The sequence below is a fragment of the Candidatus Woesearchaeota archaeon genome, assembly GCA_018303405.1.
In the GTDB taxonomy this organism is placed as follows: domain Archaea; phylum Nanobdellota; class Nanobdellia; order Woesearchaeales; family JABMPP01; genus JAGVYD01.
Genome location: JAGVYD010000007.1, coordinates 18,229 through 39,306, shown reverse-complemented (window position 1 = coordinate 39,306; position 21,078 = coordinate 18,229). Strand labels below are relative to the sequence as shown.

Here is a 21,078-nt window from a genome sequence, read left to right as displayed (position 1 = left end):
ATGTATATACAGGTGTATACGTAATGAGCGAGATTTATTTTGACGGCAAGCCAATAATCATAACAGTCCATGCAATCAGAAGGGAAAGGGAGATTGCATGTCCAGACCAGGTTTATAATGCTATAATGACAGGGCAAACAAAAAGATTTGGAAAGAAAGGTATAAAGTTCGCCAGCAAAGGGAAAAAAGACTCAATAATATGCATCGGTGAAGATTTAGGAAATTATATTATCATAAAAACAGTGGAGAGAGGCAATTAAAATGAAATGTCCGGCATGCCAAAAAGGCATAATGAAAAAGATAAGGGGAAAAATTGAGCAGGATGGAATAGATTTTGATGCATATAGATGTCCGAATTGCCAGGAAGAAATCATGGACATGAAGCAATTGAATGAACTCGCACAGAAATACAGGAAATTGAGGAAAGCGAAAGAAATCACATTTGCAAAATGGGGAAACAGCATCGCAGTCAGGATACCGAGTGAAATAGCTGATGAATTCAATATATCAGAAGGAAAGCATGGCACGCTAACAAAGGAAAAGGATGGAATAAGAATTATCCCATCCAGTTAAATAATTCTCAAGAGAATGCAAATCACCAAAACACTTTACCTCACAAAAAGAAGCCAATGGCGCTCCTGGCTGAAGAAGAACTACAAAAAGGAAAAGGAAATCTGGCTGATTTACTACAACAAGGCAAGCAACAGGCCGAGAATTCCTTACAACGACGCAGTCGAGGAGGCATTGTGCTTTGGCTGGATTGACAGCATAGTCAAGAAAATAAACAAGGATGCAACTGCGCAAAGGTATACTCCAAGGAGAAAAGGCAGCCCTATGTCGCAGATGAACATGGAAAGGGCCAGGATGATGATAAAACAGAACAAGATGGCTCCGGAAGGCCTTGCACATTTCCATGACAATGACACCTCTGAAGATATCAAGATCAGGCCGGACATAATGAAAGCATTGAAGCAGGACAAAACAGTCTGGAATAATTTCCGGAGTTTCCCAGACCATTACAAGCGAATAAGGATTGCTGGCATAGAATATTATCGGAAAAATCCAAAAATGTTCAGGACACGGCTCGAAAATTTCCTGAAAATGACACGGAAAAACAAGAAGTTCGGGATGGTCAGATAGAATCCTCTTTTCTGCATTTCCGGAAAAAATGTGATAAGCAGGGCAACATACGGAAAATCTGCGAATAATCTCACCAAATGCATAATAAGGCAATGAAATTTGATTGGTGGATGAAAAGCAAAGAAGTTTATGAAATCCCGGAAAACGGCCTTTCCGAAAAAGCCAACTCCATGGCGGTTGAAGTTTACACGCTCACGGTGCAGTTTCCAAAATATGAAGCGCACGTGATGATTCCCCTCCTCAGAAAATTGGCATTGTCTGTTGTCAGCAACATTTCAAAGGCTCTTGCGGTTCGCGAGGGCAGGGAGTTCCTTTTTTTCATGACATATGCCAATGCATCAGCCAACGGCATAATTGCATTAGGCACGATGAGCAGGGATATTGGGTATATTACAAATGACCAGCTGGACCAGCTGGACCAGAAATGCAGGGGAATTGCCAGGGAATTGGAACGGATGATTTCTGCAGTTGAAAATGCCGGTGATAAGTAAATCCAGGTTGCCGGTTTTCGGCGTCAAAAAACAAAATATATTTAATAGGCAGATGGTGATGTGTTCTTATGGACAAGCCATTGCTGACAGTCAGGCCAAGCATTGTCAATGCCTTGCTGCCTACGGTAATCAAGAATTTGGGGCTGGGCATATTGATAGCCCTGGTGGCATTTGCAATACTTTCCATGCTCGGCGCAGTGGGCATATTTGAGATATCAGCCACAACTGAAATCAGCATATTGGCAGGGATAGTTGTTATCTTGGGGATCGTGCCCGTAGCCCTGAAAATTGTGAAGCTTATGCACACAAGGTATTATTTTTTCGAAACACATCTGATAACAGAGTACAAGCTTGTGAAAATAACGAAAATTTCCGCGCCTTATGAGAGGATAAAGGACATTACAATGAAAATGGGATTATGGGACAGGATGTGCAATGCCGGCCAGATTATCATAAGCACCACAGATGACTCGAATCCAAACATTTACCTGTTTCACGTCAAGGACCCTGAAAAAATTGAGAGGGGTATTTACAGGCTCATAAAGTCCAAAAAGGTAACAGGAAAATAAATTCTAGCAAGGTTTATAATTAACCCGCCATGTCATATCCCTATGGAAAAAATGGATAAATTTTGCCTTGGGATTGAAAGCACTGCGCACACATTTGGAGGCTCCGTGGTCACCTACAGTGGCAAAGTGCTCAGCAATGTCAAAAGCAGCTTCACGACCAAATCAGGCGGCATGATACCCCACAAAGTGGCATTGCACCATGCGGAAAACTGCGGCAGGATTGTGCGCGAAGCGCTGGAAACCGCCAAAGTCTCGATAAAGGATATCAGCCTCATTAGTTATTCTGCCTCGCCCGGCATAGGCCATTGCCTCAGGATCGGTGCCATGGCAGCAAGGAGCCTTGCCGTGCAGAACAGCATCCCCCTCATTGGTGTGAACCATTGCATTGCCCACCTTGAAATCGGCAGGCTCCTGACTGATGCAAAAGACCCAATTCTTCTTTACGCCTCTGGAGCAAACACCCAGATTATTGCATACGAAGGAAAGAAATACAGGATTTTCGGCGAAACATTGGACACAGGAATAGGAAATTTCCTGGACACATTGGCCAGGGAGATGGGTGTTGGTTTCCCAGGAGGGCCGATTATTGAAAGCCTTGCATCCAAAGGCAGGAAATACATAGAATTGCCATACACGGTGAAAGGAATGGATGTTTCCTTCGGCGGCTTGCTGACAAATATCAAGGAGAAAATCAAGAGTGGAAAATACAGGAATGAGGATTTGGCTTATTCAGCGCAGGAGACTGTTTTTGCCATGCTGATTGAGGTTAGCGAGCGCGCTTTGGCCCATACTGGCAAAAAGGAACTTTTGCTCGGTGGAGGGGTTGCATGCAACAAGAGGCTTCAGGAAATGGCCAGGATAATGTGTAAGGAGAGGGGTGCGAATAGCTTTGTCCTGCAAAACCAGTTTTTTGTTGACAATGCTGCAATGATTGCCTGGCTCGGGATACTTGAAAGCACACATGGCATCAGGACAGATATCAAAAATGCTGGAATCGACCCGTACCTCAGGACAGACGATGTGCTGGTAGCCTGGCGATAAGGTTATTTCTTCTGGATAAGGTCTTGTCAGAAAAGTGAGTTTGGGCATCAATTTTGCGAAGCACATTCCCGGAGGGATTATGCATTTTTCGGGGTTGCGGAGGAGAAAAATGCAATTCGCGGGAAGCCGCAATGCTGAGCGGATGTCCAAACCGAGCCGGAAGGCGAGTTTTCGGGCAAGGCCTCTGGATAAACAAAATTTAAATAGCCATAAACAGAATATTTTCACATGTTTATGGATAAAAGAGGACAGGAAGCCTTGACTCCGCTGATTTATGTCAGCGTGGCAATAGTGATTCTGGCAATAGGGGCACTGGGCACTTTTTACCTGGTCAAAATCGGCAAGGACAGCAATGAGGCAGATCTCCTGGTTTTCAGGGACCGGCTTGCAAAAATGCTGAAAACAGACTCATCTGATATCGGTAATGTCGAGGCCATCAGCTTTTCAATGCCAAACAGCGCTGACGAAATTTGCTTTGTCGATAGGAAGAGGCAATACGATGAATTTCTGAACAACAGGCTTTCTGCAGTTGTGGATATCTTCTCGAATGCCAATGTTTTCATCAGCTATGAAGGCGAATACCATGCTTATGAGGTTCCTGACTTAAGGCTGCAAAAGGAGTCTAATCCCTTTTGCATCAGAGTGGAAAATAGGAAGGTTGAGCTTAAGCTGGAAAATAAAGGTGATTTCAAGGATATAACTTCGGAGAACAGGAGAAGCGGCGATGACTGCACAAATGTGCATTACAGCGGAGATCCGGAAAAAAAATTGGATATAGTTGTCATTCCTGCAAACTACGGGAATATTGATGACTTTATCGCTGATTCAGACAGCTACATAAGTGAGCTGAGGGGGCATGAATTTTTTGGAGGATATAATGACAAGATGAATTATTTCAGGGTTGAGGATATTGAGGCATTGAGCTGCAATGCCCAAAACAGGATTATCAAGTGTGATGAATCAGTTGTCAACAGCCTTGCCTCGCATTGCCCCAATGATTTTGTTCTTGTGATTTACAACGAAGGCTTTTTGGGGACTGCCAGGTCGAGCAGCATCATGAACCTTGTCAAGGTCACGACGCGTGACAGGAGTTCTGTGATTTTGCATGAATTGGGCCATGCCATTGGCAACCTGGCTGAGGAATATGAGGATGAGGCATATTACAGCCAGTATCCTGGCTATGACCCGGCTGATTACCCGAATTGTGATTATAGCGGATGCAATAAATGGAGCATAAATCCGGTTTGTGAAAAAGGATGCACGCTTGGAAATTACTACCGCGGCACGCTCACTTCGGTTATGAGGGATTTGTCTGATACAAGCTACGGCCCAATTAATGAAGATGCAATGGCAAGGGCACTGGAGGGGTATCAATGAAGCCTTTTTCCCGTGCAAAAAATGTGAAGAATGCGGCTTGCCTTTTTATCGTGGCAATTGCCATAATCATAGCAGCTTCGCCGGTCCAGGCAAGGCCGGAAACAGTAAGAATCATGACATTCCACTACCAAAGTGCATCTGATGCCGGAGCTTCATTAGTCCTGTCCTCCCAAACAACAAGGCTTGGCTACTATCCTGATTACAGGATTCAGCCAAAACAGGGCTATTCCCTTAAAATCCTTGGCCAAAATGACAATGAATTGTTTGGCATAAAATTCATTTCACCTGCGAAAATTTACTTGCACGAATATAATGAGGACGAGATAAGCGGAGGATTGACCATCCTCACTGAAAATGACTTTGCCTTGACATTGCCGACATATCCGGATGAAGAAAAGGTTGTCATACTTAATGAGGAGGGCCTGCAAATCTATTCTTATGATGTTCCGGCAAAGGAAAATGGCCAGAAGGTGGCCAGATATGCTGTTTGGGTATTGCTCATTGCTGTAATTTTCCTGATATTCCTGGCTGCGCGCAGGATAAGGAAATTGAAAGGAAATATGAACAATTAGGAACAAAGGCAAGATAATGCCATTATGCATTATGTTTGATTATGTCAGAAAATGACCACACCTTCCAGGCTATTTCATTTTAGACTATTTGAGCGTGTATTTCCCCGCATTCCCGACATACCAGCTCAGCGCGCTCTTTATTGTAATGCACGTTTCTGCTGCCGCATACAGGGCATTCTTTTGTGGGCACCACATGTGGAGAGTTGAGAAGGCTATAATTGTCAGGGGCACTTGATTTGCCTGGCCTGGGGCTGCCTTTCCTGGCCTTCCCTCCCTTCCCTGCCTTTCTCGGCAGAGCCGGCTTTTTGCCCATTGATTTCCTTTTTTTCATATTGAACTTCCTTTGGACCGGGCTTTAAATAGTTTGCGGATATGAGGTATATACCTAGAGCTTTGACCTCAGGGTGGTTCACGGTCTTCTGTAGTTGGATGGTCTTGGATGAACTAAGCAACAGCTCGCCAATAGCCTAGCGTGCTCCAGCTATTTTCTTTAATATTGGCTCCTTGCCATTCCAGTCAAGGGCCTCTTTGAGAACATCTGCAATAGTCTCTACAGGGATAATCTTGATGCGCTTGAGCTTGTCCTTGTCTATGATTATGTCCATCATGTTTGTCTTGGGCACAATGACAAATTCCATGCCGGCTTCTATGGCAGCTTCCACTTTTGAAGTGACGCCGCCAACAGGCAGGACCTCCCCGCGCACTGACAGGGAGCCGGTCATGGCATAATTCTGCTTCACCGGAACGCCCTTGAGCGCTGAGATAATTGAAGTTGCGACTGCGATGGATGCTGAATCGCCTTCCACTCCTTCATATGTCTGCAGGAATTGCACATGGAAGTCATACCTGCCCTTAATGGATTCTCCAAAGTATTTCTTGATTATTGCATGCACATTCTTAACAGCTTCCTTGGCAATGTCACCCAGCTTTCCTGTTGCAACGATTTCAAGCTGCTTGCCTCCGGATGTGACTTCGCTTTCAATTGGCAGCACAATTCCGCTAAAGGCTGAGCCGCCGCCAATCACGGCAAGGCCATTGACCCTGCCAACTCTTTTGCCTTTCGTGATTATGACTTCATATTCCTTCTTCCTTTCGATATAGCTGTCTGCAATTTGCTGTTCCAGTGTCCTGGCAATGTTTCTTGCGCTGGGCACATGGTCCTTTTCCACCAGTGTCTTTCCCCTTTCAATTGCAATGTCGCCAGCAGCCCTTATCAAGCCGCCAAGTTCCCTGAACCTGAGCGTCAGGTGGCCTTTTCTATTTGCCATGCGCCTGGCTTCCTCAATGATTGCATCAACCGCATCCTTGCTGAAGTGGGGGATTTTTTTGTCCTTTACCACTTCCTGCGCGACAAAAATTGCAATTTTGTCGCGGTTCGCCTGCGTGTCCTTCATTGTCTCTTTCATATACACTTCATAGCCATAGCCCCTTATCCTTGACCTCAATGCAGGATGCATGTGCTTTATGGTTTCATAGTTTCCGGCAGCTACCAGGATAAAATTGCATGGCACTGCTTCAGTCCTGACCATGGCGCCGGCAGAGCGCTCACTTTGCCCGGTGATAGAATATTTGCCTTCCTGCAGGGCCGTGAGCAATTCCTGCTGGGTATGCGGCTTGAGTGTGGAAATTTCATCCACAAATAAAACGCCCATATTGGCCTTATGGATCATGCCTGCAACAACGCGTTCGTGCGCAGGTGTGCCCAACCCTCCTGTTTGGAATGGGTCATGCAGCACGTCTCCCAGAAGGGCGCCTGCATGCGCGCCAGTTGCATCGTAAAAAGGCGTTTGCTTTTTATCGTAATTGTCCACAATCACTTTTGGAACAAGCGCTTTTTCACTGCTTTTCTTGTTAAAATTAATGAACATCACAAAGATTGCGAGGAAAAGCATTCCCCCGAGAAAAAATGCGGCAAACATTATGTCTGATTTGTAATGTGACCTGATCCACCAGGGGATTATCATCGCCACGACCGCAAGTATGAACATAAGCATGTTCTGGTTTTTCAGAAGCCCCATGGACTCAAGCCGTGCACGCATTACAATGTCCCGGCCTTTCCCTGAAGGTACAGTCCGTATCAAAGGCTGGTTTTCATCATTTGCATTTGGGAATGAAAGAACATCAACCAGTTTTTCCTTTGGCAAAAGCTCAGCCAGTGCAAGGCCAAGCATGGATTTTCCAGTGCCTGGCTCGCCGATCAGCAGCACATGCCTTCTTTGGGAAGCGGCTTTCTTGATGACATTAACAGCCTCTTCCTGGCCAATTACCTGTTCTATTATCCTGGCTGAAACTGCAATTTTGGAAGTATCAGCAAATTTGAGAGGCGATTCCTGTGTATTGGAGATAGACTTGGAGGCGTCCAAGGCTTTGGCTTTCTTATTAGCCTTGACTGATGCCTTGGTCTTTTTTTGGCCAACAGGTTCTGCATTCCTTGCTTTAGCAGGGCTGCCACCGGGAGATTTAGCTTTTGGCATGGTGATTCAGAAAAGAGCATAATATTAAAAGCTTATCTATAAGGATAATAAATCTTATTTGAAATTCTATGATTATGCTTGTGCCTCCTTTGTATGAAGGAAAACCGAAATTGGGAGGGATATTCCGGAATGCTTACCCTCCAAAAAGAACAGACAAGACCAAAACGCCTGCCATGATTAAGCCTGTCCCAACAATCTGCTTTTCAGTCATTTTTTCTTTCAGGAATATTCTGGCAAGGATTACAGTGACCACAAGGCTTGAAGCCACAATCGGCGCGACAATGGAGACTGTTGCCCTGTTTATAGCCAGCAAATAAAATACAAATGCTATTCCGTCTGAAATCCCTGATAGCATGGCAATCCCCAGCATTTTAGGGTTAGGCCTGACAAATTTCTGGTGCAAAAAAAGCTTCCAGGCAAAAATCATTGGCACAACGAGTATAACCAAATAGAAAATTGCGTTTGCTTCGCCAATCCTGTCTACCACAAACTTTTCCAAAGGCACGACAGTGCCGATAAAAATAAGGGAAATGAACTCGTATCCTGCACCAGATATCATCTTGATACGCCTGATTTTGGAAAAATCCAGGCTTACCAATGCTGCGCCAGCTAAAATGACCAGTATGGCCAGTGTATTGACAAGGCTTAGCCTTTCACCCAGAAAGATGATTGCAATCAAGACCGAAACAATGATCCAGCTTTCATCGAGCGAGGCAATAAGCGAAACTTCCTGTTTTTCAAGAGCCAGATATAAAAAAACATAACCCAGGAACCCAATGAAGCTGGCGAGGAGGACAAGCCAGAATTCAGGAAAAGTTAGCAGCCTGATTTTTTCGCTGAACAGGAAAAGCACAATTGCAACCTGTAATACCACCCCGGTAAGAGTGTTGATTAAATAAGCTGTCAGGCTTTTCAATCCGTCAATGGCTTTTTTCAGGAACAGCTCTTCGGCACCCCAAAGCACCATGGCAAGGATTGCAAAAATTACGCCAATTTGGTCTGACATCATTGTATTTTGCATTGCGGTATTTATTTATTTTTCGCATTAAATGGGCAACAGGCCCAAAACTTTTCCAATATGCCCGGAAGAATGGTCTGATTTTCACAGGAAGGAATATTAATTTTAGCCAACCTAGAAAAAGCATGGATGAAGGCAACCTCCTTGCAATGAGCCTGGTTACCGGGATTCTTGGACTGGCATGGCTCTATTATGTTTCCGCCTCAGCAGAAGTGCCAAGTGTTGAAAGTGGAAGGGCGGAAAGCTTTCTCGGCAAGCAAATAACCCTCTCTGGAACGGTCATCAATTCAAGGGAAACCGACAAGACTATCCAGTATGCTGTCAAAGAGGAAAGATACGGACAGGCTTACAAAGTTGTGTATTTCAAGGAGGGTGAAGGCAGCCTAAAGATGCCCAATGGGACCAATATTGAAGTAAAAGGTGAGATGGCAAGGTTTGGGAATGAATTAGAGGTATTAGCTGAAAAGATAATTATTACAGGCTATGACTAAATATAATAAAATAAATATAACTAAGTATAATAAATATAAGTTATGACTAAAAAATGGGTCAGGGGCAAAAAATGGCAACGGCATTAATCCGGCCCTATTGTGATTTTCGCAGTTCTGAGCACTGAGCCGCCAAAAGTCACAGATGCCTCCAAATCTGTTCTTGAAAAAAGGTACTTATCTGCAAACCCGAGCTGTTCAAGAGTTATGCTGTATTGGTTTGCACCAGTAAAGCCATATGCATCTGCCTCACCCAGCAATTGTACCCTCACTGGATTCACTCCAGACAGCTGTACGAATTCCTCAGCTGTGATAATTTTTGCATCATTGCCTATCCTGACTGTGACTTGTGCAAGCTCAGGCAGGACCTCATTGTCTGCTGTATGGATAGTCACTTTTATTTTTTCAGGAGCAAGAGGCTCGGCAATTGCCAGCCCTGTGATGCCTGGTTTTGCCCAGAGAAGAAAGCCGATGATCAAAATAGTCAAAACAGGCAGCGAATAAAAAAGCATTGGTTTGCCCTTGGGCAGCATTATCTTGCCGGTCATACGGCCATGATGGAAGGTATGTTATTAAAATTTTGCAATCTTGGCAGAGTCCAAAATCAGGGCAATATTTAAATAAAGCCGTAAATAATTAAGGTTATGCCTGAGGATGAAAAGAGAAGGAGTATTTTTGATGAGACGCCGGACGAGGAAAAAAAGAGGCGCAAAAAAATCTTGGTTGATGTAGTCATTGTTTCCCTTATTGCCCTGCTGGCCACAATAATGGTGCTCAGGGAGGGTGAGACCATATTTGAGGTTCAATGCAGAAATTGTTCTGCGAGCTCAGATTGCGAAGGGGTCTGCCTTGGCGGTTGCCTTAAAAAAGCATATGACAGCGTTACATCTGCTGCTTATACAATCGGAAGCCAGCAATTCTGCGACTGCAGGTGCGACCATTACTTGCACAGCAAATTTTTAGGCGAGCGGTGTGACGAAGGATACACTAAATTCGGGGATTTCTGCTGCACAGATCTGAATTTGGATGGAATCTGCGACCGCTACAACACATTCACGACCCAGATGCTGGAGCTGGCAAAGAAAACACAAAGCCTGAGCAGCTGCCAGAGTGAATGCAATGACAACAACAAATGCACTGAGGATGTGTGCAGCCCTGAAACCGATTATGTTTGTGCGCACCAGCCTATTGTCCCGTGCTGCGGCAATGATATTTGCGAGCAGGGTGAAAAATGCGGGGCCTGCTTCACAGATTGCGGCAGCTGCATAACTCCCGAGTCCCTAAAGGCAATTGTTGAGATAGTCTACGGTCAGGGTGAATGGACAGAAGAATTCGACCTGAGAAGCCAGGTTACAAGCATTTACTTCGAAAATGGGATTGTGCAGATGGCCAAAATAAATAATCCAGCTGCAATATTGAGAAATTACCAGGAATTTGCGGCATTCCATTTTTTTCCAAGGCCGAAGGAGGGAATACTGCCTGCCGGTACTTGGGAAGTGACGCTGGAAGAAGAGGATTATCAGACCAGCAGGGGCCGGATCAATGAAAAGGTTGGATATTGGAAAACATCTGAAAATGAGGGGGTGATATTCCACAATTTCAATATTTATTGCAGTGAGGATCTCTACCTGAGGCTATCCCCTGAATGGGCTGTGAAAAATAATTATTTTTATTCTGAGAGATATGCGTCCCTCAGTGCAGTGAACCAGTTTAGAACTGACATCGATGATATTCTGCCGCGTGCTGTGGAAATCGTTGATAAGTGCCCGCTCGGGACTTCGGTATCCTGCAAGGATTGCAGCCATCGCCTGGCTGTTGAGGAATTCATAAATAAGGTGATGGGAAAGCGGATAATTTTCATGAGGGAGGACAAAAACACCTACAGCTCATTTGGCACCCAGGACATTAGGCTTGTGATTACCAACCAAACAAACCTGACATTGATGGAAAGTGCAGATTTAGTGGGATTTATGCGCCTGAATGAGGCCAATGATTCCCAATGGATAAAAAGGAATATCGATGAATTGGAAAAATCAATCCAGGCTAAGCCTGAGTTCAGACCAGGAGTCACAAAGGAGTTATTTTACGGAAGCCATAATGTATCCAAGAATGAAATTTATAAGCTGCCCTATGAAAATCAAACTGGAGATGTTGTGGAATCAGGCTATGGTGTTATCTACGATTACCAAATCCGGAACGAAGTGATAAATGTCGATGGCACCAGTATGGGCTATACAAATCAGGCAAAGGACTTGCTGTTGTCTGTGCAAAGGAATGTTGTTCCATGCGGCAATATATACATCGAGCTAGTTGAAAGAAAGTCCAAAACATATGACAAAGCATTAAATTCCAATGAGGTTGCCAATCTTAAGAATGACCTTGCAGGATTCCAGGTGGATTTGCATGAAACCGCATTAATGATCAGAAAAGAATGCGATGATTTGCTAAGCTCCAGGCAGGATATTGCTCAAATCTCCGGATAGTTTTCGGCTGAAAAGCAGTTAATCATTAGAATTTTTATAGGATTAATTGAGGATGATTTGGCAAACTGTCTTAGCGTTGGTTATTGGGATTCTTGCTGGGATAATAACAGGCCTTACACCGGGCATTCATGTCAATTTGGTAAGTGTCTTCATTCTGGCAATTCACAGAAAATTGCTTGCCTTCTTCACATTGATGGACATTGCCGTATTTCTTGTGGCAATGTCAATAACGCATGTTTTTTTGGATGCTGTCCCGTCCATTTACCTTGGCGCGCCTGATTCCAACACAGCATTGGGTGTTTTGCCCGGGCATCGATACTTATTGCAGGGGAATGGCTATATGGCTATTAAGCTCACTGTTGTTGGAAACTATTTTGCCCTGTTGCTAAGCTTAGCGCTTTTTCCCATTGCCATTGCGCTGATAGGGGAGATTTATGATTATATTGTGGAGTATATTGGGTATTTCTTGCTGGTAATTCTGGTATTTATGGTGATCAGGGAGAAAAACCTTATATGGGCAATAATTGTTGTTTTGCTCTCGGGCCTGCTTGGCATGATTGTACTGGACATGCCTATGCTGGAAGACCCGCTTTTTCCAATGCTTTCCGGCCTTTTCGGGATATCCACGCTTCTAATCAGCCTGAATGACAACCAGGAAATACCTCCGCAAAAAACAAGCAGTAAAATTGACATTGATTGGAAAAAAGGTGTGAAAGCGCTTCTGTCAGGCCAGTTTTCAGGCTTTATCACGGCAGTCCTTCCTGGCATTGGCGCATCCACTGCAGCAGTAATCTCAATGCAAATTACCAGAAAGCTCGGCGACCATGGATTTATGATTTTAATGGGCGCAATAGGCATGGTCAACTTTGTTCTATCACTCGCCACATATTACACAATAAGCAAGGCAAGGAATGGGGTTGTGGTGGCTCTGGCTGAAATGATGGGGAGGATGGAGATGAATGACATCATGCTTATGCTTGCATCCGCATTAATAGCAGCCAGCATCGGAGTTTGGCTGAGCCTTGCAGTTGCAAAAGTCTTTTCATCGCTTATGACAAAAATGCCCTATAAAAAAGTAGTCTGGACAATAATAGCATTCATTGCCCTCATCGGATTGGCACTGACCGGCATTCTGGGACTGGTTGTGATGATCGTATCGACTGCCATTGGGCTGATTCCTGCCATCAAGAAAATCTCGAGAACACATGCAATGGCATGCCTCACAGTGCCTGTCATGGTTTATTTTCTGGTTTAACTGATATGGAAATTGACTGATACGAGAAATCGGAGGCTGCTATTGCTATTTAATTTCAACCCTTTGCCCAACAGACTGGCCAGGCATGCCCTTTTCAAATACAACCCTGACTGCGCCATTTCTGCCATGGACATTGGTTATCTTGCCTTTGATGTCCTTCTTGTTCTTCCCGGCCGAGGTCCAGACAGCGCTTTTGCCTATTAGCGAAACAGCCTTGTCCTTGGATGTCACACCTTCTGGCAGCACAACCATCTGGTTGTTTGTCTGCGTGTGCTTGCCTCCCCTGAAATTTACAATTACGCCTTTCATGGTGCTAATGGAAAAAAGGGGTGTTTTTAAAGCTTGCCATAGGGTAAAGAGATATGCCTATCCTAATGCACTGCCTTATTGTTCTTTGCACTATCCCTTGCTGCAATGGCTTCCTTTGAAGTGAAATACCTGTAAGCAGATGCAGTGCCGACAGAGACACCATACTTCGCTTCCATGGGGTATGATGCACTCCAGTTTGCAGCAACAATTGCCGGGAGTATGCCTTTGGTCTGCTTGACCCAGTTGTAGTAGCTGACAGGGGTTTCAGAGATTGTGTCGGCAATTCCTTCACCGACAATTTTCGCGATTGGCCTTTTTTTAACCTCACTAATCAGACTTGATGGTGTCTGGTACTTCTGGTAGAAATGGTCCACGAAATTGTCAGCTGCCATGAAAGTTGGCGCGCCATATCCAAAAAATTTCAGGAGCTTTATTGGAATTGAGGGTGTAGCGCTAATGTCAACTGCTGCAGGATAGTATAAAAGTCCACTGAATAGCCCCTTTGCGTATTCCTTTCTGAAATCCTTGAAAGTAAACGGCTTGTTTGCTGCCCTGTTCAGGAAAAAGCGTCCTGTTGCAAGGCCGCCGCCGAGGATAAATGGGCTCAGCCCGGCAAGTGCATAGCTGACGAGTCCGCCGCCAGTCATCCAGCCTGCAGTATATAATGGCTTGGCCACTACCTTGGCTCCATCCAACATTCCAATTCCTAAATTCTCAAGGATGGTGTGATTGACCCTTGATTCCAAATTCTGTCTGGAGCGGGAATCGGCCGCTGGGCTCTCTGCAGAATGTTTTGCTGCCTGCCTTGCCTGTTTCTCTGCTGCTTTTTTCTGCGCTTCTTGCTTCTTCGCAGCTTCCGCTATCTTTTTTTCGTCATCATGTTTCACTTCTTGTGGTGGATGTTGGTCTGCCATTTTGCTTTTCCCTATGCAGGAGCAGGCGATGCCCGATATTGCTGCGCAAGCTGTTTGGCCAATCCCGGATTCTGTGCAAGCAGATTTTGGTATTGCTGGAGCTGCTGGGGTGAAATCTGGGATGCCGCGGACCTGAAATCAGGCTTTTTTTCTTCCTTGGCCTGGCCAGGCGGATTAATTTCGTTGTAGATTCCCACTGGCAATGCATTTACTGCAAAAGTCGGCGCTGTGTATGGCCCAATGCTGAGGTCCGGTATTCCATTCGCCGCGAGGATATAGCCTGGCGCGAATACAGTCCCTATTCTGGTTGCCAATGACCCATAACCATCAGCTATACTCTTTCCTATTCCTTTGGGATTGAATTTTTTGTCGAAAAGGTGGTACGCCCCCTTGAACAATCCTACAAATGCGCCGTTGAATCCAGTTAGTGCCCAGGCTGATCTGCCGAGGTATTCTCCTATTCCTGTTCCGAATGCCTGTGCGCCCAGGTTTGCCGCGACAGGGTATGTTGCATTGCCAAGCAGAGTCATTGGGTAAAAGACAGTGTTGACTGCGGAGTATGTTTTCAGGGAGGAGTTTACAATCTCTGATATTGGCTTCCTGTTTTCCTTGTTCTTTTTTCTGGCAATAAGGCCGCCAATCAGGCCGCCGCCTCCAAATGATGCAGCAACAATTGGTGCAACAGGCCCGACTGTTGCAAGCCCCAGGGCTGTAGCCCCGCCAGCTACCGCTAAATTGAATGTTGTGTCAATGGCTTTTTTCATGAAGCCCTTGCTTTCCTGGTTATTCACTTCATGCTCCAGGTTTTGGTTGTGTTCTTCATCTGCCATGGTAACTCACTCAATGTGCACCCTTCATAGCCGGCTGGTAGCTGAAGGGCTCGTATCCTGGCGCCCTGAAAAAGTGGTCCAGCTTTTCCTTGAAGCCCTTGTACTTGCCCAGCGGCTCATATTTTGCCCGGACAGGCTGCTCAGTTTCGACCTTTTGATTTTTCAGCTGCTGGCCATTTCCCTCTGGCCTGCCGGCTATTAATCTGAAAAGTATATCATTCATCGCGCCAATGCCCACACGCAGTGCAGGCATTTTAACGAAATTGAGGCTGTATAGGTGGATTGGGAACAGGGTCGCAAAGGTCTTTGTTACATCAGACCAGTAATCCTTCTTGAGTTTATTGCGATATGCTTCTTTGATGTAGCTGAAGATTTTTCCATTGTATAATCCCTTAAGCGCGTTCCTTGTCCCGATTTTATCACGAAGATAGACAGCGGTTTGGTAAAGTGCAATAAAGGGCATGAGCATTCCTGGATTGAACGACAGGCTCCTGAGTATCTTGCCTCCCCACGTGGCTGTTGAAATATTGAGGAATTCCGGGATCTGGTAGACCCAGTAAGCAAGATTCCCCACAAAATTGCCAGTGCCGAGTTCTTTTCGCATCTGGTACCATGTTGTTTTCTTTTTGGCCTTCCTGTTCTCTATTAGCCTGCCAAACATATAGCCAATAGGTGACATCAAGGAAGCTGTTGAGCTGAGGAAGCTGGCTCCGCCTGTTAAGTAGGCAAGGCCGCCGGATGCAAGGTAGTTGAAAATGGCAAAAGGTGAGAATTTGGCAACATCTTTTGCAACCTGCTTGAAATTCCATCCACTGTCAGTGGGCTCATTCTGTATTTCCTTTTCCAGGCCGCCGGCTTTATGGCTTGATGGAGGTGCCTGTTGCTGGTTTACAAGTTCGCCCAGGTCAGAGGGTTTGCTGCTAGCCATGGCTATCACCCTCCAGATAGGCATTTAGCGACTTTTGCGATTTCGCAGTGCCTTTGGCATCGCCAATTTTTTGCTCCAGAAGTTTTCTTACTGCGAATTCAATTGCGTGGCTCTTGTTCCTGAATCTCTGCGAATTTACCTGCTCCTCAATGAGTTTTAATGTTTCATTGTCCAGGGTAATGCTCATCTTCAATTTCATGACGCATCCCCCTCATTTTTGTCCGGATTCAGAAATTCGTGCACTGCATGCCTTATGATATGGCTCTTTGTGGGGAATCTGTTCCGATGCTTGGCCAGCCTTGCAAGTAGTTTAGAAACAGTCTCAAATTCAAGGCTAATGCTGATTTTTTCAGCAGCTGGTTTCATGTTGCGCACACCCCAACAAATGTCAGTACCATAAAGTAGTGTATTTAGTAGTATATCGTACTACCAGTATTTAAGCTTTTCGTTTTGTTACTCTCGATAAGTAATAAAATAATGAGAAGATTGTATTTAAAAGGAAAATTATAAATACTATCTTAATTAGAATATATACCAATTGGAATAAAAAATATATGTTTTCTACAATAATAAAATTTAAATATATAATCTATACTAATCAGAATATATTCCATTTTGTATAAGATACAAAATGACTGGCAAATTTGGACGGGTGTGCCAAAATCACAGAAACAAAAGTTTTATATAATAGTATACTAATTTGATTATAGTCCAATTGGAATAATTAATATTACAGCAAACGCAGCAACAAAGTGACAGCATGTTTTTTTTGGCTAACCCAAGAAACCAGAAGCACCATGTCGGCAGAAGGTTCTACTCAGACAAACTGAGTGAATATGCAAGACAAGGAAAAAACACCGCCATAGTTGGGCCGAAGTACGCGGGCAAGACAACCCTTTTATGGGAGATCAAGGATAAGCTGGACAAGCATCACGATCTATTGCCGGTCTATATTGGCCTAAACAGAACAAGCACACCCCCTGAAAACTTTTCTGTCGAACTTATTGGCGGTATCAGCTTCTGGTTCCTGGGCGCCATTTCTCAGGACTACGTAAAATTCCAGGATATTTCCCATCTTCTTTCCATTAAGGACAGGCTCGGAAAAAATGCTGCTGATACAGTCGACTTCTTGAGTAACGAGCTGCAAAAAATAAAACCGGACCAAAAGGCAATGCTGCAAAGGGCTTTTGGGTTTGCTGACGAAATTTCAAAAAAATCAGGGAAGAAAGTTGTCATGCTTCTGGATGACTTTGAGAACATTTTTGATCTCAATAATTTCAGCCAGGTCAGGGATGTTTTGTCCCTGATTCCGCTCAGCAGCAGGAATGTTTCATACCTTGTGGCCAGTTCTGGCAGGGTGCTGCTGGAAAAATCCCTTAGGAATTTTGCACAGGAGCGGGTATATGGTCTGAGCCAGGCCGAAACCCAGGAATTGGTTGGGAAGATTATTGGCAAAGCAGACAATAAAGTTGCTGATGAGATTCATGCGATTTCTGAAGGCATTCCTTTCCTGGTTCATGCCATTGCAAATAGGTATTCCGAGACGCATGATGTCAAAAAGTCCTTTTTGATTGAGATGACTCTGAAAAATTCCTCGGTTTTTTTGCACCTTGAGTCAATGCTGAATGATTATCTTTATCGCGCCCGCGGAGAGGCAATGCCAAAGACTGTTGTCAAGATTCTTGCTTTCCTTAGGGAGCCAAGGCTGACAGAAATTTCAAGGCGTATCTACAGGAGCGCCCCTGTAACAAAAAGCCTTTTGGAAAGGATGATGCAGGCTGACATTTTGGTGAAGAGGGACAACAAATATGCTTTTTCAGAGCCGATTTTGAAAAAATGGATTAAGCTTGCCTATTCCGGCTATGAATTCAATGAAATTCCTTCTGATGAAATCCTGAAAAAAGCAGAGGAGGTGCTAAATGAGCAGCACTGAATCTGCCAGGAATGCGAAGTGGGCAATGCTTCTTGTTATTGCTGCAATAGCGCTTGTATCAATTGGGCTTGCATCTGCGCAGATAGGGGATGCCCTCAATTCTGCGACAACCGGAATCCAGGGAGCTGTTGCAAAATACAAGTATGCCGGAATCAACGCTGCGATAATAGCTGCGCTTCTATTGGCCGGGGCTGCATTGATGGAGGTTAAAGAAGACAGGTACAGGAATATGCTGCAGCTAGGGGTTGTTGCATTCGCTGTCCTGCTTGCATTCATGAACCCGGATTTGAAGGCCAATTACATCTGGAAGATGGGATGGGTAAGCAACATCCTGCATCTGAAGGTTCTTGTCAATCTTGGCTTGATTACCGGATTCATTATGGTGGTTGCCCAGTTCATCCCGCAGGTTAAGCAAAAGATGACTGGAAAATGGGGCAACTTTGGAATCTTTGCTGTTGCCCTGCTTATTGCATCAACGATTGCACTTGGGCCATTTACCGGAGGCAAGCCATATGATGAAAAGACTTACAAGTACATATGGGAACAGGATAGCCTCATAGAGATCAGGTATTATCTCCTCGGGGACGCCAATTGCGTTGTCCAGAACAGGGAGGGAGACAGCCTGACATCAGGCAGGTATTGCTATACCGTAGAAACACTGGAAAATGCACAAAGAGGGGTATCAACATCGTACTCCCCTGACCTGACAACCGAAAGCACCAATTTCGAGGGCTTTGGAATACTGCGGGGCAGGCAGATTTTCATTTTCATAGGCTTGAGCCTGCTTGTATATTTCTTCCTGACATCATGGAAAATTGGGACTGATTTCAAATTAATACAGTGGACCATTGCTATACTTGCCGGATCAGCAATAGCCAATAATGGGATTACTGTCAAGAGCGCTGTGTTCTTTGGTGAAGTGCTGTTTGGTCTTGTAATTTACAAGGGAATGAAAGCGCAGGACACCTTCAAGGATAAGTGGGCATGGATCAATATTTTGTTCGCGTCCCTTCTCACTGAATGGCTTGCTGACCTTGCCTTTGAAGAGTATGCATTCACTGCAATTCCATTTGACATAATTGCAGGATTGTTCAATGGCCAGATTTTGACAGGCTCTGTTATTCTTTTGGCGCTGGGTGTGGCTGGATATATTGGCTACAGCAAGACAGATGGGATTCAGAATGACAGGACTAAGATGGCCATCAGGGTGGGGATTGTGCTTTTATTGGGAGCCGCGGGATGGTGGTGGTTCAAGAGTGGCGCCCAGGATTCTACAGCAGATGCAATAGCGCCGTTCTCTGCCTGGGTGTTTGGCGGGTTGCTTTTCATCGTGGCGATTGGTGCAGGCATGGCAACGAAATCAGGCGATAAGGCACATAAGGAAAACAAGGGCTGGCGCCGAATAATGGAAGATTTGAAGAGGTGGGCCTGGCGCCATGTTGGAAGAGGGTTAAGGGGGATTAATGATCCAACGGGTCGTGCCTTGACAAAATTCGGATTAACCGGCGGTTATGAGCCAGGAAACACTTTCCCATTGGAATTCCTGCATAACAGGGAAAAGCTGTTCACTCTCATGAATTATCTCCTCAGGCTGCAGGTTTTCAAGGGCAAGCACGGCGCAGTAATTCAGAATTATGAGCTGATGAGGAAGATATACGGCCAGGAAGGGGTCCCAAGGCCAAACAGTGCAAGGCTTGGCAAAGATACGTCCCAGAACAGGTTCAGGACTCAGATTGTGCTATTCGAATCAGGACCAAGATGCGAAGTGTTCCCGGTTAAGAAGATTGATGAAACCCAGCCTTTGAGCCCGACAAACATCGACGCAGATGATTTCAGGAGAAGGTTTAGGATGTTCAATGTCAAATTCATGAAATACAAGAATTTTTATTATGATGAAGTGGATGGCGATTCAAAATACCTGAATTATGGTAATACCTCCAACATAAAAGGGGCGACTCAGACATTCAGGTATACATTCTCACTGCTCCAAAGGCTGCAGTCCGAGCTGACTCTTTCCCAGTTAAGGACTGGCTCTGAAGCTACAGAAGTCACTGCGAGAGCCACCAACATCAAGGAGAGGGTCTTGCGTGATTTCAGGCAGTCTATTGTCCCGAATATCACGGGCAAATACAAGGAATATATTGAAGCCATGAGAAAATACGGACTGCTGATACGGGTTAATGCACGAAGAAAGCTGGTTGCCGATCAGTATGCATACTGTGGCATGTACACGCACACATACTTAATGGCCCGCAACAGCGCGCCTGTTTATTATTTTGACTTCACATTTGAAAAAGTGACAGGTGACGATGAAGGAAGAGAAGCGCATCGCCCAGGGCTTAACACAGTCAAGGTGCATCCTGTGCCCGTTGATGGTATAAAGTGGAGAGAAGAGGCAGATCTGCGCGAGAATCTCATGCAAGATATAAGAAGAAGGACATCAGAAAATAATATGGAGACATTCAGGGCTGACGAGAGAGGGGAAGCCCTTGAGCAAGTTGAAGAAGAGGCTGCAGAAGAAGTGGAAGAATTGAAAAGTGTCAAGGATAGGGATGAAGTTAGCTGGGACGGCTACTTCCTTGATGATTTGAATGAAATTAACATGGGAGCTTTGACTGGCAAGTACAGGACTGTGGCAGATGCAAAGGAATGGCTCAGGCGAAATCATGGCCAGCCTTATATCAGGGGAGTCAAGCCAGTGTTTGAAGGTGACGAATATAGGATGCCGACAATTTCATGGTTTGAGAAGTTCACAAATCCACTGAAGTACCTTGACATTGAGTGGATTGGATGGATTGAAGAGCTTAGATATGGCACTTACAGAGGCGCGAGCAGAACATTCTCAGACTATGAGCATGCTTTCCTGCATGGAGATGCTGAAGGAAGGGCCTTTAGAAACGTCAGGAAGGCCATAAGTAATGGCAGAGTTGAGTTCCCTGATATTTCCCATCCGGCTGTTGACTTGGAATATTTCAAGAATCCTGCACGTTACCATGTACAGTTCCTTGGCCGAAAAAGATTTTACGAAACAAGCAACGAAGCAATTCGCAGTTATGAATACACCACACCTTATCCTGGAATCAGCACATTGGGAATATCCAAGTTCCTTAAGTTTTACTTTGAGAACACCATACAGGATGAGCACATAGTTAATGAATATTTGTCATGGTTTGTAAAGGATTCCGGTGGGCCAGAGCCAGGCATTTATTACAGCGACGAGTCGCTGAATCCGGCAAAACAGGAGGCACCTAAGTGA

23 protein-coding genes are annotated in these 21,078 nt (G+C 44.9%); 13 read left to right on the top strand and 10 right to left on the bottom strand.

Translation table 11 applies throughout. The features are described from left to right. Window positions 1–23 precede the first annotated feature (23 nt). From J4227_01480 to J4227_01445, 8 genes are all read left to right on the top strand, one after another. Window positions 24–260, top strand: coding sequence for a hypothetical protein (locus J4227_01480; GenBank protein MBS3109182.1), 237 nt, complete (start codon window positions 24–26; stop codon window positions 258–260). 31 nt (window positions 261–291) lie between these two features. Continuing rightward, window positions 292–573, top strand: coding sequence for an AbrB/MazE/SpoVT family DNA-binding domain-containing protein (locus J4227_01475; GenBank protein MBS3109181.1), 282 nt, complete (start codon window positions 292–294; stop codon window positions 571–573). 15 nt (window positions 574–588) lie between these two features. After that, on the top strand, window positions 589–1,140 hold the full coding sequence (locus J4227_01470; GenBank protein MBS3109180.1) for a YdeI/OmpD-associated family protein: 552 nt from the start codon (window positions 589–591) through the stop codon (window positions 1,138–1,140). Between the two features lie 110 nt (window positions 1,141–1,250). Continuing rightward, entirely contained in the window at window positions 1,251–1,631 is a 381-nt protein-coding gene (locus J4227_01465; GenBank protein MBS3109179.1) for a four helix bundle protein, read from the top strand. Window positions 1,632–1,699: 68 nt separating this feature from the next. Beyond that, on the top strand, window positions 1,700–2,200 hold the full coding sequence (locus J4227_01460; GenBank protein MBS3109178.1) for a PH domain-containing protein: 501 nt from the start codon (window positions 1,700–1,702) through the stop codon (window positions 2,198–2,200). 51 nt (window positions 2,201–2,251) lie between these two features. Next, window positions 2,252–3,241 carry a bifunctional N(6)-L-threonylcarbamoyladenine synthase/serine/threonine protein kinase gene (locus J4227_01455; GenBank protein ID MBS3109177.1) on the top strand — a complete coding sequence of 330 codons (990 nt, stop codon included), beginning with the start codon at window positions 2,252–2,254 and terminating at the stop codon, window positions 3,239–3,241. 234 nt (window positions 3,242–3,475) lie between these two features. Next, window positions 3,476–4,618 (top strand): hypothetical protein, encoded by a 1,143-nt coding sequence (locus tag J4227_01450; GenBank protein ID MBS3109176.1) that lies wholly within the window; start codon window positions 3,476–3,478, stop codon window positions 4,616–4,618. Beyond that, complete coding sequence (locus J4227_01445) at window positions 4,615–5,190, top strand: hypothetical protein (protein ID MBS3109175.1); 576 nt, start codon at window positions 4,615–4,617, stop codon at window positions 5,188–5,190. The genes J4227_01450 and J4227_01445 overlap by 4 nt, the downstream gene beginning before the upstream one ends. Window positions 5,191–5,269: 79 nt before the next feature. Here J4227_01445 and J4227_01440 read toward each other — a convergent pair whose 3' ends face one another. The 3 genes from J4227_01440 to J4227_01430 form a co-directional block, all read right to left on the bottom strand. After that, window positions 5,270–5,521, bottom strand: a complete 252-nt coding sequence (locus J4227_01440) for a hypothetical protein (protein MBS3109174.1) — start codon at window positions 5,519–5,521, stop codon at window positions 5,270–5,272. Between the two features lie 136 nt (window positions 5,522–5,657). Then, complete coding sequence (lonB, locus tag J4227_01435) at window positions 5,658–7,664, bottom strand: ATP-dependent protease LonB (protein ID MBS3109173.1); 2,007 nt, start codon at window positions 7,662–7,664, stop codon at window positions 5,658–5,660. A 133-nt stretch (window positions 7,665–7,797) separates the two neighbouring features. Then, window positions 7,798–8,670 (bottom strand): DMT family transporter, encoded by an 873-nt coding sequence (locus tag J4227_01430; GenBank protein ID MBS3109172.1) that lies wholly within the window; start codon window positions 8,668–8,670, stop codon window positions 7,798–7,800. Window positions 8,671–8,807: 137 nt separating this feature from the next. Between J4227_01430 and J4227_01425 the strand changes: the two genes are divergently transcribed. After that, window positions 8,808–9,173, top strand: coding sequence for a hypothetical protein (locus J4227_01425; protein ID MBS3109171.1), 366 nt, complete (start codon window positions 8,808–8,810; stop codon window positions 9,171–9,173). 83 nt (window positions 9,174–9,256) lie between these two features. On the opposite strand, the gene J4227_01420 is transcribed toward J4227_01425, so the two are convergent. Beyond that, window positions 9,257–9,718, bottom strand: coding sequence for a hypothetical protein (locus J4227_01420; protein MBS3109170.1), 462 nt, complete (start codon window positions 9,716–9,718; stop codon window positions 9,257–9,259). 96 nt (window positions 9,719–9,814) lie between these two features. Between J4227_01420 and J4227_01415 the strand changes: the two genes are divergently transcribed. After that, window positions 9,815–11,653: a hypothetical protein gene (locus J4227_01415; GenBank protein ID MBS3109169.1), complete on the top strand. Its 1,839-nt coding sequence runs from the start codon at window positions 9,815–9,817 to the stop codon at window positions 11,651–11,653. 52 nt (window positions 11,654–11,705) lie between these two features. Then, a complete protein-coding gene (locus J4227_01410; GenBank protein MBS3109168.1) occupies window positions 11,706–12,908 on the top strand; it encodes a tripartite tricarboxylate transporter permease in 1,203 nt (400 codons plus the stop codon). 45 nt (window positions 12,909–12,953) lie between these two features. On the opposite strand, the gene J4227_01405 is transcribed toward J4227_01410, so the two are convergent. From J4227_01405 to J4227_01380, 6 genes are all read right to left on the bottom strand, one after another. Beyond that, entirely contained in the window at window positions 12,954–13,217 is a 264-nt protein-coding gene (locus tag J4227_01405; protein ID MBS3109167.1) for a 50S ribosomal protein L35ae, read from the bottom strand. Between the two features lie 62 nt (window positions 13,218–13,279). Beyond that, the gene (locus tag J4227_01400) at window positions 13,280–14,131 is read right to left on the bottom strand and encodes a hypothetical protein (GenBank protein MBS3109166.1); all 852 of its coding nucleotides are present in this window, start codon (window positions 14,129–14,131) and stop codon (window positions 13,280–13,282) included. A gap of 11 nt (window positions 14,132–14,142) precedes the next feature. Continuing rightward, window positions 14,143–14,961: a hypothetical protein gene (locus tag J4227_01395; protein MBS3109165.1), complete on the bottom strand. Its 819-nt coding sequence runs from the start codon at window positions 14,959–14,961 to the stop codon at window positions 14,143–14,145. Window positions 14,962–14,971: 10 nt separating this feature from the next. Then, window positions 14,972–15,889: a hypothetical protein gene (locus J4227_01390; GenBank protein MBS3109164.1), complete on the bottom strand. Its 918-nt coding sequence runs from the start codon at window positions 15,887–15,889 to the stop codon at window positions 14,972–14,974. Further along, window positions 15,882–16,088 carry a ribbon-helix-helix protein, CopG family gene (locus J4227_01385; protein ID MBS3109163.1) on the bottom strand — a complete coding sequence of 69 codons (207 nt, stop codon included), beginning with the start codon at window positions 16,086–16,088 and terminating at the stop codon, window positions 15,882–15,884. Before J4227_01385 ends, J4227_01390 begins: the two co-directional genes overlap by 8 nt. Continuing rightward, on the bottom strand, window positions 16,085–16,255 hold the full coding sequence (locus J4227_01380; protein MBS3109162.1) for a hypothetical protein: 171 nt from the start codon (window positions 16,253–16,255) through the stop codon (window positions 16,085–16,087). The genes J4227_01385 and J4227_01380 overlap by 4 nt, the downstream gene beginning before the upstream one ends. Window positions 16,256–16,649: 394 nt before the next feature. Between J4227_01380 and J4227_01375 the strand changes: the two genes are divergently transcribed. Then, entirely contained in the window at window positions 16,650–17,822 is a 1,173-nt protein-coding gene (locus tag J4227_01375; protein ID MBS3109161.1) for a hypothetical protein, read from the top strand. Beyond that, on the top strand, window positions 17,809–21,078 hold the full coding sequence (locus J4227_01370; protein MBS3109160.1) for a hypothetical protein: 3,270 nt from the start codon (window positions 17,809–17,811) through the stop codon (window positions 21,076–21,078). Before J4227_01375 ends, J4227_01370 begins: the two co-directional genes overlap by 14 nt.

What these genes read in the sequence shown, in the direction of transcription:
- J4227_01480 (MBS3109182.1), top strand. Translation starts at nt 24, where the DNA reads ATGAGCGAGATTTATTTTGACGGCAAGCCAATAATCATAACAGTCCAT.
- J4227_01475 (MBS3109181.1), top strand. Translation starts at nt 292, where the DNA reads ATGAAAAAGATAAGGGGAAAAATTGAGCAGGATGGAATAGATTTTGAT.
- J4227_01470 (MBS3109180.1), top strand. Translation starts at nt 589, where the DNA reads ATGCAAATCACCAAAACACTTTACCTCACAAAAAGAAGCCAATGGCGC.
- J4227_01465 (MBS3109179.1), top strand. Translation starts at nt 1,251, where the DNA reads ATGAAAAGCAAAGAAGTTTATGAAATCCCGGAAAACGGCCTTTCCGAA.
- J4227_01460 (MBS3109178.1), top strand. Translation starts at nt 1,700, where the DNA reads ATGGACAAGCCATTGCTGACAGTCAGGCCAAGCATTGTCAATGCCTTG.
- J4227_01455 (MBS3109177.1), top strand. Translation starts at nt 2,252, where the DNA reads ATGGATAAATTTTGCCTTGGGATTGAAAGCACTGCGCACACATTTGGA.
- J4227_01450 (MBS3109176.1), top strand. Translation starts at nt 3,476, where the DNA reads ATGGATAAAAGAGGACAGGAAGCCTTGACTCCGCTGATTTATGTCAGC.
- J4227_01445 (MBS3109175.1), top strand. Translation starts at nt 4,615, where the DNA reads ATGAAGCCTTTTTCCCGTGCAAAAAATGTGAAGAATGCGGCTTGCCTT.
- J4227_01440 (MBS3109174.1), bottom strand. Translation starts at nt 5,521, where the DNA reads ATGAAAAAAAGGAAATCAATGGGCAAAAAGCCGGCTCTGCCGAGAAAG.
- lonB (MBS3109173.1), bottom strand. Translation starts at nt 7,664, where the DNA reads ATGCCAAAAGCTAAATCTCCCGGTGGCAGCCCTGCTAAAGCAAGGAAT.
- J4227_01430 (MBS3109172.1), bottom strand. Translation starts at nt 8,670, where the DNA reads ATGTCAGACCAAATTGGCGTAATTTTTGCAATCCTTGCCATGGTGCTT.
- J4227_01425 (MBS3109171.1), top strand. Translation starts at nt 8,808, where the DNA reads ATGGATGAAGGCAACCTCCTTGCAATGAGCCTGGTTACCGGGATTCTT.
- J4227_01420 (MBS3109170.1), bottom strand. Translation starts at nt 9,718, where the DNA reads ATGACCGGCAAGATAATGCTGCCCAAGGGCAAACCAATGCTTTTTTAT.
- J4227_01415 (MBS3109169.1), top strand. Translation starts at nt 9,815, where the DNA reads ATGCCTGAGGATGAAAAGAGAAGGAGTATTTTTGATGAGACGCCGGAC.
- J4227_01410 (MBS3109168.1), top strand. Translation starts at nt 11,706, where the DNA reads ATGATTTGGCAAACTGTCTTAGCGTTGGTTATTGGGATTCTTGCTGGG.
- J4227_01405 (MBS3109167.1), bottom strand. Translation starts at nt 13,217, where the DNA reads ATGAAAGGCGTAATTGTAAATTTCAGGGGAGGCAAGCACACGCAGACA.
- J4227_01400 (MBS3109166.1), bottom strand. Translation starts at nt 14,131, where the DNA reads ATGGCAGACCAACATCCACCACAAGAAGTGAAACATGATGACGAAAAA.
- J4227_01395 (MBS3109165.1), bottom strand. Translation starts at nt 14,961, where the DNA reads ATGGCAGATGAAGAACACAACCAAAACCTGGAGCATGAAGTGAATAAC.
- J4227_01390 (MBS3109164.1), bottom strand. Translation starts at nt 15,889, where the DNA reads ATGGCTAGCAGCAAACCCTCTGACCTGGGCGAACTTGTAAACCAGCAA.
- J4227_01385 (MBS3109163.1), bottom strand. Translation starts at nt 16,088, where the DNA reads ATGAAATTGAAGATGAGCATTACCCTGGACAATGAAACATTAAAACTC.
- J4227_01380 (MBS3109162.1), bottom strand. Translation starts at nt 16,255, where the DNA reads ATGAAACCAGCTGCTGAAAAAATCAGCATTAGCCTTGAATTTGAGACT.
- J4227_01375 (MBS3109161.1), top strand. Translation starts at nt 16,650, where the DNA reads ATGTTTTTTTTGGCTAACCCAAGAAACCAGAAGCACCATGTCGGCAGA.
- J4227_01370 (MBS3109160.1), top strand. Translation starts at nt 17,809, where the DNA reads ATGAGCAGCACTGAATCTGCCAGGAATGCGAAGTGGGCAATGCTTCTT.